This window comes from Gordonia heveisoli (assembly GCF_030315745.1).
GTDB lineage: Bacteria > Actinomycetota > Actinomycetes > Mycobacteriales > Mycobacteriaceae > Gordonia.
In genome coordinates, this window is sequence record NZ_JASXSH010000004.1 from 1 (window position 1) to 14929 (window position 14929).

General features: G+C 67.7%; 14 protein-coding genes and 4 tRNA genes. 6 read left to right on the forward strand and 12 right to left on the reverse strand.

What is annotated here, in order from left to right:
- Positions 1 to 25 precede the first annotated feature (25 nt).
- Entirely contained in the window at positions 26 to 1195 is a 1170-nt protein-coding gene (locus QSJ18_RS04470) for an IS1249 family transposase (protein WP_286325308.1), read from the forward strand.
- Between the two features lie 91 nt (positions 1196 to 1286).
- Here the strand turns inward: QSJ18_RS04470 and QSJ18_RS04475 are convergent.
- The 4 genes from QSJ18_RS04475 to QSJ18_RS04490 form a co-directional block, all read right to left on the reverse strand.
- Positions 1287 to 1360, reverse strand: a tRNA-Phe gene (locus QSJ18_RS04475).
- Between the two features lie 30 nt (positions 1361 to 1390).
- A tRNA-Asp gene (locus QSJ18_RS04480) sits at positions 1391 to 1464 on the reverse strand.
- 55 nt (positions 1465 to 1519) lie between these two features.
- Positions 1520 to 1592: transfer RNA gene (locus tag QSJ18_RS04485), tRNA-Glu, on the reverse strand.
- Positions 1593 to 1866: 274 nt separating this feature from the next.
- Positions 1867 to 1939: transfer RNA gene (locus QSJ18_RS04490), tRNA-Lys, on the reverse strand.
- A 186-nt stretch (positions 1940 to 2125) separates the two neighbouring features.
- On the opposite strand from QSJ18_RS04490, the gene QSJ18_RS04495 reads away from it, so the two are divergent.
- Positions 2126 to 2734 (forward strand): hypothetical protein, encoded by a 609-nt coding sequence (locus tag QSJ18_RS04495; protein WP_286325069.1) that lies wholly within the window; start codon positions 2126 to 2128, stop codon positions 2732 to 2734.
- A gap of 26 nt (positions 2735 to 2760) precedes the next feature.
- On the opposite strand, the gene QSJ18_RS04500 is transcribed toward QSJ18_RS04495, so the two are convergent.
- Positions 2761 to 4143, reverse strand: a complete 1383-nt coding sequence (locus QSJ18_RS04500; protein WP_286325070.1) for an HNH endonuclease signature motif containing protein — start codon at positions 4141 to 4143, stop codon at positions 2761 to 2763.
- A gap of 180 nt (positions 4144 to 4323) precedes the next feature.
- Here QSJ18_RS04500 and QSJ18_RS04505 point away from each other — a divergent pair, with 180 nt between their 5' ends.
- Positions 4324 to 5616, forward strand: coding sequence for a hypothetical protein (locus tag QSJ18_RS04505; RefSeq protein WP_286325071.1), 1293 nt, complete (start codon positions 4324 to 4326; stop codon positions 5614 to 5616).
- 9 nt (positions 5617 to 5625) lie between these two features.
- On the opposite strand, the gene QSJ18_RS04510 is transcribed toward QSJ18_RS04505, so the two are convergent.
- Complete coding sequence (locus tag QSJ18_RS04510) at positions 5626 to 6501, reverse strand: alpha/beta fold hydrolase (protein WP_462475989.1); 876 nt, start codon at positions 6499 to 6501, stop codon at positions 5626 to 5628.
- 144 nt (positions 6502 to 6645) lie between these two features.
- Here QSJ18_RS04510 and QSJ18_RS04515 point away from each other — a divergent pair, with 144 nt between their 5' ends.
- Entirely contained in the window at positions 6646 to 7563 is a 918-nt protein-coding gene (locus tag QSJ18_RS04515) for an alpha/beta fold hydrolase (RefSeq protein WP_286325074.1), read from the forward strand.
- A 106-nt stretch (positions 7564 to 7669) separates the two neighbouring features.
- On the opposite strand, the gene QSJ18_RS04520 is transcribed toward QSJ18_RS04515, so the two are convergent.
- From QSJ18_RS04520 to QSJ18_RS04535, 4 genes are all read right to left on the reverse strand, one after another.
- Positions 7670 to 8581, reverse strand: a complete 912-nt coding sequence (locus tag QSJ18_RS04520) for a CopD family protein (RefSeq protein ID WP_353507202.1) — start codon at positions 8579 to 8581, stop codon at positions 7670 to 7672.
- Positions 8582 to 8587: 6 nt separating this feature from the next.
- Positions 8588 to 9148, reverse strand: coding sequence for a copper resistance CopC family protein (locus QSJ18_RS04525; protein ID WP_286325076.1), 561 nt, complete (start codon positions 9146 to 9148; stop codon positions 8588 to 8590).
- The gene (locus tag QSJ18_RS04530) at positions 9141 to 9890 is read right to left on the reverse strand and encodes a YcnI family copper-binding membrane protein (protein ID WP_286325077.1); all 750 of its coding nucleotides are present in this window, start codon (positions 9888 to 9890) and stop codon (positions 9141 to 9143) included. The genes QSJ18_RS04525 and QSJ18_RS04530 overlap by 8 nt, the downstream gene beginning before the upstream one ends.
- A gap of 87 nt (positions 9891 to 9977) precedes the next feature.
- Positions 9978 to 10496, reverse strand: coding sequence for a YtxH domain-containing protein (locus QSJ18_RS04535; RefSeq protein WP_286325079.1), 519 nt, complete (start codon positions 10494 to 10496; stop codon positions 9978 to 9980).
- Between the two features lie 87 nt (positions 10497 to 10583).
- Here QSJ18_RS04535 and QSJ18_RS04540 point away from each other — a divergent pair, with 87 nt between their 5' ends.
- Together QSJ18_RS04540 and QSJ18_RS04545 are read left to right on the forward strand one after the other, a co-directional pair.
- A complete protein-coding gene (locus QSJ18_RS04540; RefSeq protein WP_286325310.1) occupies positions 10584 to 11504 on the forward strand; it encodes a GNAT family N-acetyltransferase in 921 nt (306 codons plus the stop codon).
- A complete protein-coding gene (locus tag QSJ18_RS04545) occupies positions 11501 to 12718 on the forward strand; it encodes an alkaline phosphatase family protein (protein ID WP_286325080.1) in 1218 nt (405 codons plus the stop codon). The genes QSJ18_RS04540 and QSJ18_RS04545 overlap by 4 nt, the downstream gene beginning before the upstream one ends.
- 17 nt (positions 12719 to 12735) lie before the next feature.
- Here QSJ18_RS04545 and QSJ18_RS04550 read toward each other — a convergent pair whose 3' ends face one another.
- Positions 12736 to 13701: an esterase/lipase family protein gene (locus tag QSJ18_RS04550; protein ID WP_286325311.1), complete on the reverse strand. Its 966-nt coding sequence runs from the start codon at positions 13699 to 13701 to the stop codon at positions 12736 to 12738.
- 1 nt (position 13702) lies between these two features.
- Positions 13703 to 14845, reverse strand: a complete 1143-nt coding sequence (locus QSJ18_RS04555; RefSeq protein WP_286325081.1) for a DNA polymerase IV — start codon at positions 14843 to 14845, stop codon at positions 13703 to 13705.
- Positions 14846 to 14929: the final 84 nt, after the last annotated feature.

Consider the following 14929-nt stretch of genomic DNA (forward strand, 5'->3'; position numbering starts at 1 on the left):
TGAACATGCTCTGAAAGCATGTTCGGTGTCAGGTCCTCGGAATTCGCCGTCGTGTGGTGTATGTGGTCGCAAGCTCGTCAAGAACGGCAGCACCAGCGCCGGGCGCACCCGCTGGCGCTGCAAGACCTGTGGTGCCTCGTTCACTCAGTCGCGCCCCGACATCACCCGCAAAGCCCAACTCGTAGCGTTCGGGGCCTGGCTACTCGATGGCCGAAAGCCCGGCGAACTGGCCACCAGCACCCGCACCTTCTTCCGAGAAACAGCCTGGTGCTGGAACATCACGATCCCGCCACCACCGCCCTCGACGACACCCGCGGACGTGCTGATGCTCGACGGCACCTACTTCCAGTCCTGGTGCCTACTCATCGCCTTCGACGGCCGCCACGTCATCGACTGGCAATGGTGCGATCGGGAAAAGAAGATCGCCTGGCAACAAATCCTGGCCCGGCAACCAGCCCCGAAAGTCGCCGTCATCGACGGCGGCACCGGACTACAGGCCGCGCTCGCCGAAGACTGGCCTCACACCCGCATCCAACGCTGCTACTTCCACATCTTCCAAACCGTCCGCCGCCACCACACCTACCGACCACGACTGGACGCCGGCCGCGAAATACGGTCGCTGACAAGAGCATTGATGAATATCCGCAACCCCGACCAAGCGGTGTTGTGGCTGGGCGCTTACAACGACTGGGAACAACGCTGGGACAGCTTTCTGCGGCACCGCACCTACGCCAGAGCGCATACCACCCGCCCTACCGGCGTGCCCGAACATCGCACCTGGTGGTACACCCACCGCGACCTACGCATGACCCGCGGCATGTTCCGGCGCCTGATCACCGGCAACCAACTATTCACCTGGATCGACCCCGCCCTCACCACCGAGGACCACCCCTTGCACCGCACCACCTCCCCACTAGAAGGCGGCCCGAACAAGGCCCTCAAAGACCTATTCCGCGCGCACCGAGGCCTGCCCACCGAACACGCCCGACGCGCAGCGGAATGGACACTGAACAGCCTCACCACCCACCCACACCAGCCATGGACACTCGTCCGACCCCAGCACTACAACCCACCACCAGCACGACCGGCCTCCACACCCGAGGACGACCACATCGGACCCGACATGGGCACACACTTCAGCTGGGAAGACGGCAACGGCATCCAAACCGGCTGGGCCGGACGATCACGCCGCTAACACCTCGACACGCCGACAGCCATACACACATTTTGGCAATTAACCCGCAATTGAAAAAGCCCCCGGGATTACCGGGGGCTTTTCAGCAAGGTGGCCAGAGTCGGGATCGAACCGACGACCTTCCGCTTTTCAGGCGGACGCTCGTACCAACTGAGCTACCTGGCCGGAAGGTACGGTGTGCACCGAAACCTTTTGCGACCCTGACGGGACTCGAACCCGCGACCTCCGCCGTGACAGGGCGGCGCGCTAACCAACTGCGCCACAGGGCCTTGCTGTACTGCATATTCAGTTATCCGCGTGACACGTTACCGCACCGCGCAGGCGTACCCCCTACGGGATTCGAACCCGCGCTACCGCCTTGAAAGGGCGGCGTCCTAGGCCGCTAGACGAAGGGGGCCGGTGTTCTCCGTTGGGAGCTCGATCAGCTTAAGACACCGCGAGCTCAAAGCACAAATCGCTAGGTCGGCCACCACCCGCACCCTATCTGACCTGCACTCTCCCATCCGCAGACCGTGCTGCAAACCGCTTCTGGCACACAACTCCAGATAGTGATGGCCACCACATTTTCGCCCATCGGCATTGAATCGGCGTACAGGGCCCGGCCCGTGTCCTGACCCATGAACGACAAAACCCCCCGGCCCAGAGGACCGGAGGGTGATGGTGAAGCGGAGTGCCCCCACCAGGGCTCGAACCTGGGACCTGCGGATTAAAAGTCCGTAGCTCTACCAACTGAGCTATAGGGGCAAGCCCCGCGAGCGGGGCCGAGACGAGCTTACAGGCACGCGTACGAGATGCCGCGCCGGACACCCACCGTGTCTCGCAGCAGCGATCGGTCTGAGATCAGCCAAGCGTCATCCGACAGACTGCGATCCGCACGTCGTGGGCCCCATCCCGGCTTCGAGCACCAGCGGTCCCACTACTGTGACTCGGATGACGACACCCCCGATGACGCCGCAGTGGCACAACAATCCCAACCCCCCTCCCCCAGGATGGCCGACGCAGACGCCGCCGAAATCCCGCACCGGCGTGATCGTGGTTCTGTCACTGCTCCTGGCGGCGTTCATCGCCGCCACGTGCGTCCTCGCGGTGCTCTACGCGACTTCTTCCGACGACGATTCCGCAACGAGCCAAGCGGACGCACAGCAGTCTCAAGCGGCTGCGGTCGACGCCTCGCGGGCCGAGGCGGTCGACGTCGCGCGGAAGGTGGCAACTGCCATGATGTCGCTCGACTACCGGCAGCCAGACGCTCCCGCCGCTGCGATCGCACCGCTAAGTACCCCCGAATTCGCCGCGAAATGGCGCAAAACCCTCGACTCCTCGCGCACCGTGTACGAAACGTCCAAGGTGGTGACAACCGGCACGGTCAGCCACGCCGCGGTCGAACGTATCGACGCCACGACCGCCACCGTGATCGTGTTGGCCGAACAGAAGACGTCGAGTCTCATCGCCCCGCAGGGATCGACCACCAAAACCCAACTGATCGTCGAGCTGAACAGAGTCGACGGCAAATGGCTCGCCGACGACGTCACGGTCATCTGACCGTCGCGACGGGCTTCGACCGGCCGTCAGCGGGGTCGGGTGATGATGGTTTGTCCGGTGCGGGGGTTGTGCCAGCTGATGCAACGGTCGGCGTGCATGGTCGGTATCCATAGCCCGAGGTGTTTGCGGTGGTGGTCGGGTGTGCACAGCGGGATGAGGTTGGCTGCGATCGTCCATCCACCGAGTTCGGGATGATCGGGATCGAAGGGGACGAGGTGGTCGAGTTCGCATTCATCGGCCGGCCGCCCACACAGGGGGTAGCGGCAGATCTTGTCGGTGGCGATGATCTGTGCCCGCAACCGCGGTGATGGCCGGTACCGCAACGCTCCGGGCGGGGGCCGGGTCAACCCGCCATGCCCGGCCGGGTCGATGATCGGCGCCACCTCGGTCCCGGCCACTACCAGCCCGGTGGTGTCGATGGTGAGTGGATAAGGTTGTCCGAGACCGGTATCGACAATGTCGGCGGCATGGGCGGCATCGAGTGCACCATGGCCGAGTAGATGTGGCACCGCGATGCCTGCGGGATCGGTGAACACCGTCAACGACGGCACCACCAGCCCCGTGTCAGAGCCCGCGTCCTCGGTGGCGGGCTCTGGTGTAGTGGATTCCGATGGTGGGGTGGTGTTTTTGGGACAGTCGGCACGTCCACACGCACACCTCAGGTGCGCCTGGGGTAAGCCGTGCAGTTCGGCCAGCGCGGCGACGCGTTGCCGCCCGATCGGCCGGGGGTCATCGATACAGATACGGGCGTCGATGAGTGCGGCGATCTGTTTGGCCAGCAACACCCCATGTTCGGCCGGGACGGTCGCGGCGATGGTGGCGTGGCCGTGCGCGTCACCGGTGATGACCACGTTCTGGTGGCGTTCGGCGAAATCGTCTCGCGCATCGACGGCTTTGTCGGGGTCCAGGGAGATGACCAGTTCGTCGAGTTGATCGCGTAACGTCCGATCCGCGGTATATCGCTCAGCAAGGTCCAAGGCCACCGCCTGCGCACCATCACGTACCTCGGCATCGAGCAGCATCAATGCGTGGGCGATCAGGGTGATGCGGGCCAGACTGTGCTCACCGTTGAGGAAGGACCGCCGGACCAGGGGCAGGTCGACGAGTAGGTCGGCCAACGCCACCCAACGGGCGGCCTGGCTACGAGAAACCTTCAACTGCAACGAGATTTCCCCGATCGCCGCTTTCATCGCAGCATCGGTGATCCGGCGACCATGGGTATGGGTGGGACAACGGCGGGGACGGGAGAACTCGTCGAACACCGCCAGCCCGATGCGGTACGCCAGATACACGGTGCGTGCCTCGGCCTCCCGGGCGAAGCGATGCACCATCCGGGCATGACCGGCAACCCGCTCGGCGGGCAGCGACGCCAGGAACGCTTCCGCGCTGTCCTCGATTGCGGCCGTCATCCTCAATCACCCCCTGGCGATACCCGGTTTCGATTGCTGCCCACAACCTATCGCCAGCCACCGACAAAATTGATCGCGCGACCAGGCCGGCCGACATTCACACATCCGACACCGTCGACGCCGACGCGCCCCGAACCGTAGGATCAGGCGACCGGCAAGCGGCTAGGGGGAGATCAATCGATGATCGGTGACGTGCTGAGCTCATATGCGGCGCGATTCGGACGTATGCATGCCGCACTGTCGGCCGTCATCCCCGACAATCCCACCCTCGCCCCGCCGGTCACGCAGCAGCAGTACGCGATCTCGCCGATGGCGATGTGGGCCCAACTCGCGCTGCTCGGTTCGGTGTCGGAACAGGCTGCGCCGGAACTGTTCGGCGACGCCGCGCGCACACGCGAGGCTCTGTGGAATGTCCTGGACCAGCCGCACCCCGGCTGCACCATCTCATCGATGCTGTGGCTCGGTCACGGGATCGACCTACCCGGCATCGACGCTGTCGCAGACAAACTCGCCGAACGCGGCCACTGGACCGGCCGCGGTATTCCCGACCGCTTCGACATCGAGCACTGGACGCGTCAGCGGACCGGCGGCATCATCGCCGAAGATCCGTCCGGAGAACATGATCCGATTCACTTCCAGCCATTCTCGGCCGCCCCACCGGCACTCACCGCCGCCGTCGCCGCGGTGACCGCGGGAACGTGGCCGATGCCGCTGGAGATCTGCCCGGCCGGGGAACTCGGTGACGACTGGCCGATTTCCCGGGTGCTGCGCAGCTCGGGTCCCGACTGTGGACTCGTCCGCGACCGCGTACTCGGACTGGTCGGTCTCACCCTCAACCGCTGTCCCAACGGACTTTTCGTCGCATCGGTGATCGCCGACCCGCACCGCAGTCCCGACGAGGTCAACGCCGCCGCGCTACGCGTCCTGCGACGGTTCTCCTCCGGCGAACGCGTCTTTCTGACCAACGCCCAGCTGAGTGCGGGCGAGGGCGACTGGTGGCGGGTCGGATCGAGCCCACTGTACGCGGGTGGATTCGTTGAACAGCAACATAACTCATCACTGATGCCGGCGTGGTCGACGACTGGCTCCTACGACCTGATGACCTACGGTCTCGATCACTGGCGAACATTGCACGAAGGTGTCGTGAAACGTGTCGGTCCGCCCTACGACACCGCACTTGCCGAACACACCACGCACCTGGAGTTCACCGCGACGGGGTTCACCGCGGCCGGGGTGAGCGGTAGTTCGATCGTCGCGGGCGGCTTACTCACCGCACTGCTCGCCGACACGATCCCATCGGAGGAACCCGACGCACTGTTCACCCCGGCCACCGGCGGGACGATCGTCGAACTCGAATACTGCCATCCGTTCGCGGTGATCGTCGGAACATCATCGGAGGCCAGCGGCCATCTGTGGCAAGGGGTTCCGCTGTACTCGGCCTGGGTGGCCGAGGTGACCGAAGCCGTCCGGTAGTCGCGCCGGTCAGGATTCGGCGAGCGGTCCGCGAGCGGTGACGGCGGCCGTGACCGTGTCGATCGCCTCGACGAAGGGCGGGATGAACCATTCGGCGCCGAGGACGCAGCAGGCGTGTCCGCCGTCGACGTCGAACCGCCGGGCACCCGGTATTCCGTCGACGAGCAACTGCTGACGCGCGGGTTCGACAACCTTGTCACGAGTCGAGACGACCACGGCGGTCGGCACATCGACTTCGCCGAGCCAGTCGCGGGAGTCGAAGCGCCCCAATCCATCCCCGAAGTCACCCAGATGCGACAGCGGCGTCGACAAGAACTGGCGGATCGCCCACAGCGCGGCATGGCCGGTGGTGTCGTCGAGCCGCTTCGCCGAGGGCCGGGGCAGGATCCGGTAGAGCGGGGTGAGCAGCCGTCCGGTCCGGTGCGCCTGGGCCCGATGCTGCGGGTCGTTGGTGGTGAAGTACGGCCCGGTCGAGCACAGCACCAGTCCGCCGACCCGATCGCGATGTCGTCGCCAGGTCAGCTGCGCGATACCGCCGCCCATCGAGAAGCCGGCCGCGGTGAACCGGTCGATCCCCAGCACGTCGGCAAGTGCGACGACGTCGTCGGCGCAGTCATCGAGGTCGAATCCCGGCGAGGTGATACCCCGACCGTGCCACCGCTGATCCATCGTGATGACCCGATAGCGCTCGGTGAGCGCCGACAGGCTCGGGTACCAGCAGAGCAAGCCCGTGGTGAGTACCGAATGCAGCAGGAACACCGGCGGGGCCTCGCGCGGACCGGAGTCGGTGACGAAGGTCTGACCGCGTCCGGGCAGGTCGACGAGCCGACCGGCCGGCAATCCGGCCACCGGATGGGGTTTGAACACATGGTTGGCGGCTCGCATCGAACCGCTGACGAACTTGGGTGCCACCCTCATGACGCTACGCGCGCACGGGCGTGAAGGTGGGATGGTCACCCGCTTCGATCGGGTCGCGGGAAATGCCGACCAACCGATCGGGTGTGATCTGGGTCATGTCATGCTAGAGGGATGCTGGATATCGCGCGCCCCAAGATCGAGGGGTCGATCGCCGTCGGCGAGAACAAGCGACGGATCGGGTTCGCCGAATACGGTGAGGCCACCGGCCGCCCGATGGTCTGGCTGCACGGCACCCCCGGTGCCCGGCGCCAGATCCCCACCGAGGCTCGCGAACATGCGGTGACCCACGGCATCCGGCTGATCGGCATCGACCGGCCCGGCGTCGGGTCGTCGACGCCGTATCACTACGCCAACGTCGCCGCCTTCGCCGACGATCTCGCCAAGGTGGTCGACGCCCTCGGCATCGACGAGTTCGCGGTCATCGGGCTCTCCGGTGGCGGGCCGTACACGCTGGCGGCCGCGCATGCGATGCCTGAGCGGGTCGTCGCGGCGGGGATTCTCGGCGGTGTCGCACCGCGCGTCGGCCCGGAGGCCATCGGCGGCGGTCTGATGGAACTGGGCAGCTTCGTCGCCCCGGCGGTCGAGGTGGCGGGCGCCCCGATCGGCAAGGTGCTCAGCACGATCCTGGGCGTCGCACGACCGATCGCCGATCCGGCGATCCGCATCTACGGCCGCTTCTCCCCCGAGGCCGACCGGGCGGCACTCGCCCGCCCCGAGTTCCGGGCGATGTTCCTCAACGACCTGCTGCACGGCGGCCGCCGCCGCATGGAGGCCCCCTTCAACGACATCGTCGCCTTCGCCCACGACTGGGGTTTCCGGGTCTCCGACGTCACGGTGCCGGTCCGGTGGTGGCACGGCGACGCCGACCACATCGTCCCCTTCGAACACGGCGAGCACATGGTCTCGCTCCTCCCCGACGCCAAGCTGTTCATGCTCCCCGGCGACAGCCACCTCAGCACCCTGAACATGGCGACCGACATCCTCGACGAGATCGCGACGTTGTGGGATCAGCGTGCGGCGTTGCGTTAGCGCGACTGCCCGGGACATCCGGTGCTACCCGATTGCGAACCCGGTCAGACGCTCGTGATGTGGATGTCACAGCACTGAAAGCTGCTCACGACACTCGAACCACCGCTCACGGCGCAGTCGCCGACAATCCGGCCGCGAGGCCGAGGACGACAGCCATCAGCATCACCTCGGCGACGCCGTGGCGAACCGAGACCGCCTCGGACATGCGGTGCCGGGATGCCGCGGGCACCCAGGTGCGCCGGTGCCACCAGCCCAGGCCGGCCAACGCCGACAGTCCGGCGAGTTTGGCCAGCAGGATCCGGCCGTAGCCGGTGGTGGCCAGTTCGGTGATCCCGCCGACCTCGACCACCCCGACGATCACCCCCGTCGCCGCGATCACCCCGACCGCCCACACCGCGAACCGGGAGAACTCGGGAAGGGTTGCCGCCCAGCCGGATCGGCCCCGCAGGGTGAGTACCATCGCGGCCAGGGTGCCGCACCACCAGGCGGCGGCCAGCGCGTGCGCACCGACCAGTACCGGACCCCAGACATGCAGGGAGGCATGGCCACCGACCGCGGTCGCCAGCACACCGACCGCCGCGACGACCGCGACCGCCCGCACCCCGATGACCACCGCGGTGAGCAGGTCGACGCTCACCCACGCCAGGATCAGCAGCGCGGCCGCGGCCGAGACGAGTTCGGCGGCACCGGAGCTCATCGCGGTACCGAACTGATCGATGTCGACGTCGACCGCCGCCACCCCGGACTGATCCGCGGTGCGCAACCAGCCGGCCACGACCGACGCCGACAACCACAGTGCCGCAAGGACACCGATGATCCGTGTGGATGGCTGTGCCCCCAGACTCGGCAACGCGCCGAGCCCGAGCAGGACGGTCGAGGCTCCGAGCGCAATCGACGCGGGCAATGCCACCGCGCCGGGCCCGTCGGGGCGGGCGAGTACCCAACAAACACCCACCCCGACGAGCAGCACGGGCAATGCGGTGGCGATCAGCAGATCACCGGTGCGGGCCCGCATCATCGACGATCAGGACTTCCCGGCAGATCCGGGCTTACGCCGACCGAGCCAGAACACCACGCCGAGTCCGACGATCAGTATCAGCGCACCGCCGACGAGGAACGGCACCACCGACAGACCGTCGCCTTCGGAGCCGGGCTGCTCGCTCTCGGCGAGCGGGCCGGGGGTACCCCCACCGGCGACCGTCAGTTCGAAGGAGCGTCGGCCCTCGATCGGGTGACCGTCGCCGGAGGTGACCCGGAAATTGATCCGGTACTCACCGACCGGCCCCAGTTCCCGCAGCGCGACGCTGATCGTCGCGCCGTCCACCCGCGGGTCACCCTGCTGCCAGTAGTGACCGTCCGGGCCGACGACGTTCAGCGTCGCGAAGGACGACTGCAGATCCTCGTTGAAGGTCAGGGTGACCTGCGCCGGGGCGGTGGCGAGTTTGGCGCCGTCGGCCGGGTCTGAGGACTTCAGACGCGAATGGGCGGACGCGGCCGGAGCAGCCCATGTCCCCACCACACCCACACAGAGCAACAGGGCAGCGATCATCACCAACGGCAGGCGGCGCATCGTGGTTCTACGCATCGTCGGACCCCGATTCGGTCGAGGTCGTCTCCGTCCGGCGCGACCGGGTCAGCGCCGCGACCGCGACAACCGTGCCCAGCGCACCGATCAGCAGCCCGATCCCCCCGATCCAGCGGGCCGTGTCGTCCGTCGCGTCACCGGGGGCCGCCATCTCATGCGCGTCGTGATCGTCCGGCATCGACGCGGCCGACGATGCGGGCGGGGTCTGGCCGTGTCCACCGTGATGGTCGCCCGTACCTGCCGGCAGGGTCAGCGTGGGTGCGGGCCGCTCGGGCTCGCTGCCGTCCGGATTGGCGGGCTGGGTCCACTCCACCTTCTCGCCGCTCTCATAGATCTGCACGGTCGGCAGGCTCACACTCGCCTGCTCGGGGAAGGCCCCGCCGAGCAGCCGGAACTCGCCGAACTGCCCGACTGGGATGCCCTGGCCGCGATCGGCCGTCCAGACGATGCCGGTGACGGTGTCCGAGGCGGTGTCCTTGACGACAACCGCCTTCCAGCCCGGCGAGGTCTGCGGGTACGCGCGTTTGAGATTGGGCAGGGTGACCCGGACGGAGACGGTCGGGGTGTCGGATTCATTGGGCACCACCAGGGTGACGACCCCGGCCCCACCCTGGGTGACGGTCGGCGCGTTGGCTGTGACGTGTGCCGATGCGCTCGGTGCGGCAAGGAGGGAGGCGAGACTGACAGCCGCGGCGGCCGCGGTTGGGACGAGCAGGCGGCGGGTCGCCGTGGCGACGCGCACGCGGGAAGAATTGCGAAACACGAGGAGTACCTCTTTCGACGGCAGGGTCCATCGGCCGGCGAACCGGCGCGACAGCGGGACGGGCGATCAGCGGCCGGCCGGCGGCCCGCGCACTCCAGCACCACCCCACGCCACCGTGGCGGGCGCGAACACCCGGCGCGCAAGGACCCGCGGGCGGGTGGCCACCAGCGGCACCCGCGACGCGGTGATCGCCGCGATCGTCGCGGTCAGCAGATCGGCGCAGGCCGCGGCCACGACCACGGCCACTGCGGTGACGGGGATGGCCACCAGGTGGCTCCCGATCATCGACGGACGGCCGTCGTGCCATCCGTGCGACGGATCGCCGAGCACCAGCGCCCAGTGGCAGGCGACCTGTGCGAACCCCAACAGCGCCGCGACGCCGACGACGGCCGTCGCGCGCGACCGCCCTCGCACACCGTCGACCGTGGCCAGCAGTGCGCCGATCGCGGCGCACAGGGCCACGCCCCGCGCACTGGCAGCAGTGCCCGACGCCACGCCGTGGGCGGCCACCGCGATCGCCGGCACGGCCACCCCGACGCCGACACGCGTCAGCATGTCGGCCGGTGAACGGGTGTCGGCGGGCATGACCTGCATCTTAGGAGGTCGGCGTATCCCCGGCCGAGTCGGGCGAGATCGTCCTGCGAAGGCCATGCGGATGGAAGAATGAGCCGTATGCCGCACGTACCCCCGGGCGTGGAGATCCGTGAACTGCAGTCCCCCGACGAACTCGACGAACTCGTCTCGATCTTCGACGACGTCTGGCGCCCCGACCCGGGCAGGCGTCCGGTCACCACCGACATGCTGCGCGCCCTCTCCCATGCGGGCAATTACGTCGCCGGGGCCTTTCTCGGCGATCATCTGGCCGGCGGCAGTGTGGCCTTCTTCGGCACTCCGATCGGCGAGAACCTGCACAGCCATATGACCGGGGTGTCGCGCCGCGGTCGTGGCCACAGCGTCGGACATGCGCTGAAGATGCATCAGCGGGCGTGGGCGTTGCGACGCGGGCTGACGACGATCACCTGGACCTTCGACCCGCTCGTCGCACGCAACGCATATTTCAACTTCGCCAAACTCGGTGCGCGACCCCGGCATTACTACGAGGACTTCTACGGCGATATCGGCGACGAACTCGGTGGCACCGACGACTCGGACCGGGTGCTGGTCACCTGGGCCCTCACCGAACATCCCGACGAACTGGCCGAACGACTCGACGCCGACGGCGACCCCACCGCCGAGTCACTGCTGGCCACCGGCGCTGTGCTCGGGATCGACACCACCGATATCGCACGCCCGACGACCGACCTGACCCCGGTGACTCACGACGCGACGGTGGTCATCCCGATCCCCCGCGACATCGAGACGCTGCGCCGCACCCGACCCGTCGAGGCCTCGCGTTGGCGACTGGCGCTGCGTCGGTCATTGTCGCCGCTACTCGTCGACGGCGAGGCGGCGCGTTCGGTCCGCTTCCTCCGGACCGGACACTATGTGCTCGGCCCGGCCGGGTCGGCGGTGCCATCGCCGTCGAAGTCACCCTCGAAGTCGCCGTCGGGCGTATCGACCAGCACGACCACGCTGGGAGCGGGACGCGCGTGAGTGTTTCGATCGATCTGCCACCCGCGGCGTGGTCGGCATATCCGCACTCCCTCGCCGACGTGTTGCCCGCGATCGCGACCGCCTTCGGTCTGGACCCCAGCGCGGGCCAGACCTCCACCGACGTTCCGGCGCTGCACATACCCGAACGCAAAGACGTCGTACTGCTTCTGGTGGACGGACTCGGATCGGTGTTACTCGACGAATTCGCCTCGTACGCGCCGACATTGGCATCGATGCGCACCCAGACGCTGCGCGCCGGGTTCCCCGCGACGACAGCCACCTCACTCACCAGCCTGACCGGCGGGACCGCGTGCGGGGTACACGGCATCATCGGTTACAGCTTCCGGCCCGGGGATGAATGTCGCACCCGGGGATCGCGCCGGGTACTCAACGCGCTGCGTTGGTCGCTGGACAGCGCGGACGGCCCATCGGCCCTCGTCACCTACCCGCCCTCCCTGGTGAGCAATACTGCCGACGAACCATCGAGCGGGTTGGAGTGGTTGTCGCACAACGGAGTCCGGATCACCTATGTGATGCCCGGCGAATTTCGCGGTTCGGGTCTGACACAGGTAGCCTTCCGCGCCGCGGGTCGCTACCTACCCGCGGTCACCCCCGACGGCATCCGCGCCGCGGTGGGCGGCGTACTCGCACGCAACAGTTCTCATCTGCGCTTCGTCTACGCCTACTTCAGTGAACTCGACATGGCCGGTCATATCCACGGCCCGGGGTCGTCGGCCTGGCTGGAGAAGCTCGCCGTCGTCGACCGCCTGGTCGCCGACCTCGCCGCCGACCTCCCCGTCGATGCCTGCCTGCTGGTCACCGGCGACCACGGCATGATCGCCGCCGAAAACTCCGTCGACATCGACGCCGCACCGACCCTGCGTGCGGGTGTCGCCGACATCGCAGGCGAGGCCAGGGTTCGCCACGTCTACGCGCAGCCACACGGTGCCGACGACGTGCTGGCCGCCTGGACCGCCGAACTCGACGGATCCGCCCACGTGGTGAGCCGCGAACAGGCCATCGACGAAGGCTGGTTCGGCACACCAGTGACCTCCGCCGTCGCGGAACGGATCGGCGACGTCGTCGCCGTGGCCCGCGGGGCGACGACCCTGATCCGCAGTGAACACGAACCGGTGGAGTCGCGGATGGTGGGCCACCATGGCGCGTGGACGGCGGCCGAACTGCTGGTGCCGCTGCTCGACGTCGCCACCTGAGCCTGCCCGACGTCGGGTCAGAATGCGGGCGCGACCGCGACACACGGCACCGGTGGCGCATGTGCCGGATCGAGCGCCCCGAGCACCAGTGCGGCCGCTCGTGGATCGGCGGTGAGCGCGAGATGGTCGGCGTGATCGCGTGAACATCCCTGCTGTACAACGATATTGGTGACGTAGATACCGGGCGGGCCGGCCAGTAGACCCGCGGTGTATGGCGTCACGATCTGGTCGTCGCGGGTGACGATATTGGTGTACCGGATGCCCGGCACATAGGGCGTCGGCTGACGGACCGCGGCGTTGAACGATCGATCCCGGGGCGGGGCAACACATCTCGGGCATGGCTCACGCGGACCCCCCGGCAACCCCAATCGGTCGCGGAACCAGGCGATCGTCTCGCCGCGGGTGTCGTCGGAGTCAGGTCCCTGCCGCCAGTACGGCGCCAGCGACACATAATGCGCGACCGCCCCAGCGCCGCCGAGATACTTGATCCAGTAGGTGGGGATCTCGGTGCCCATCGAATGCCCGACGATGTCGACCTGGCGGGCACCGGTCGATGTGAGGACCTGTTCGGCGAACAGTTTGATCTGCCAAGCACTGTCGACCTTGGGCCCCATGCCGCCGATCGCCGACGACGGCCAGATGCCGCTCAGCGCACCGTAGGTCGGGGCGAAGACGCAATAGCCTGCGTTGTGCAGGACCGGCGCAATCGTGCCCCAATTGGTCTGACGGCCCCCGCCGCTGCCGTGCAGCAGGATCACCGGTCGCGGATGTGCGGCGCTGGGCCGACAGCCGAAGTCGTTGGTGCCCGGCAGGGATCCACCGGGATTCCGCAGTTCGGCGATGATGCCGCTGCGGTAGCTGTAGTCGACCGGCAGCGGCGCCGCGCCCGCCCGACCACCGATACCGACGACCGCGAGGACCACGACCAGCGCCGCGGTCACCGCCGGCCGTCGGGACTCTGCCCGCGCCCACCTCGCCCTCATCTCACTCACCGACCTCCCTGCGGTCCAGATCCCTGCCGTCCCGATCGGTACCGTCCTGCTCATCTGCCAGATCCAGTCGTACCCCGAGCAGGCGGACCGGACGGTCGAGTTCGAAGCGGCCCAAGAGGTCTTCGACCACCGGAGCCAACGCCGCGAAATCGTCGGTCGGCGTGGGTAGTTTGCGGGATTTGGTGCGCGTATAGAAGGTCGAGGTCCGGACGGTCACGGCCACCCGAAAGGGCATGCGGCCCTCGGCGCGTACCTGTTCGAGCAACTCGCGCAGCAAGTCGGTGGCCGCCGCGGCCATCTCCCCCGGCCGGGTGAGGTCGGTCGCAAAAGTCCTCGACTTCGAATGTGAACGCGCCACCCACGGTTCGACGGTGATGGTCGCGTCGCCGCCACCGCGGCTGAGCACATAGAGCCAGTTGCCCTGGTGCGGACCGAACCAGCCGATGAGCTCATCGCGTCCGGTCGCCACCAACTCGTCCACCGTACCGACCCCGTGCTGCCCCAGCTTCGCAGCCGTTCTGGGCCCGACACTCCACAGATCCTGGGTCGGGCGCTCACCCATCAGCTCCGCCCAGTTGCGCTCGTCCAGACCGAACACCCGAGTCCCCTCGAGTCGCTTGGCGAACCCGGTGGCCATCTTGGCACGCTGTTTGTTGTCGCTGATGCCGACACAGCACAACAGCCCGCAGCGCTGCCGGACTTCGTCGACGATGCGGGCGGCGATGTCGGCGATCGCATCGTCATCCGGGGCGTCGACCTCGGAGCCGAGCGGCCCGACCCCGACATACGCCTCGTCCCAACCCCACACCTCGACCGGATATCCCTGCGCGCGAAGAACATCCATGACCTCGGCGGAGGCCGTGTCGTAGGCGCCCATATCCAGCGGCAGGTACACCGCGTCGGGCAGCTTCCGGTGTGCCGCGCGCAGTGGCATGCCGGCCCGCACCCCCGCTTCCCGCGCCTCATACGACGCGCAGGTCACCACCTTGCGGGCCTCGGTCGGATCTCCGTTGCCACCGACGATCACCGGCACACCGGCCAGTTCGGGGCTTCGTATCCGCTCGACCGATACCTGGAACTGGTCGAGGTCGACGTGCAGGAGCCACCGATACCGTTGCGGCGTGCCAGTGCTCACCTCTTCGAGGGTACTGGCGGGCGCGGCCGTCCGGTTCTGCGCCAACAGATCCGGCAATCCGGACCGCAGATGTCCGCGATCGCG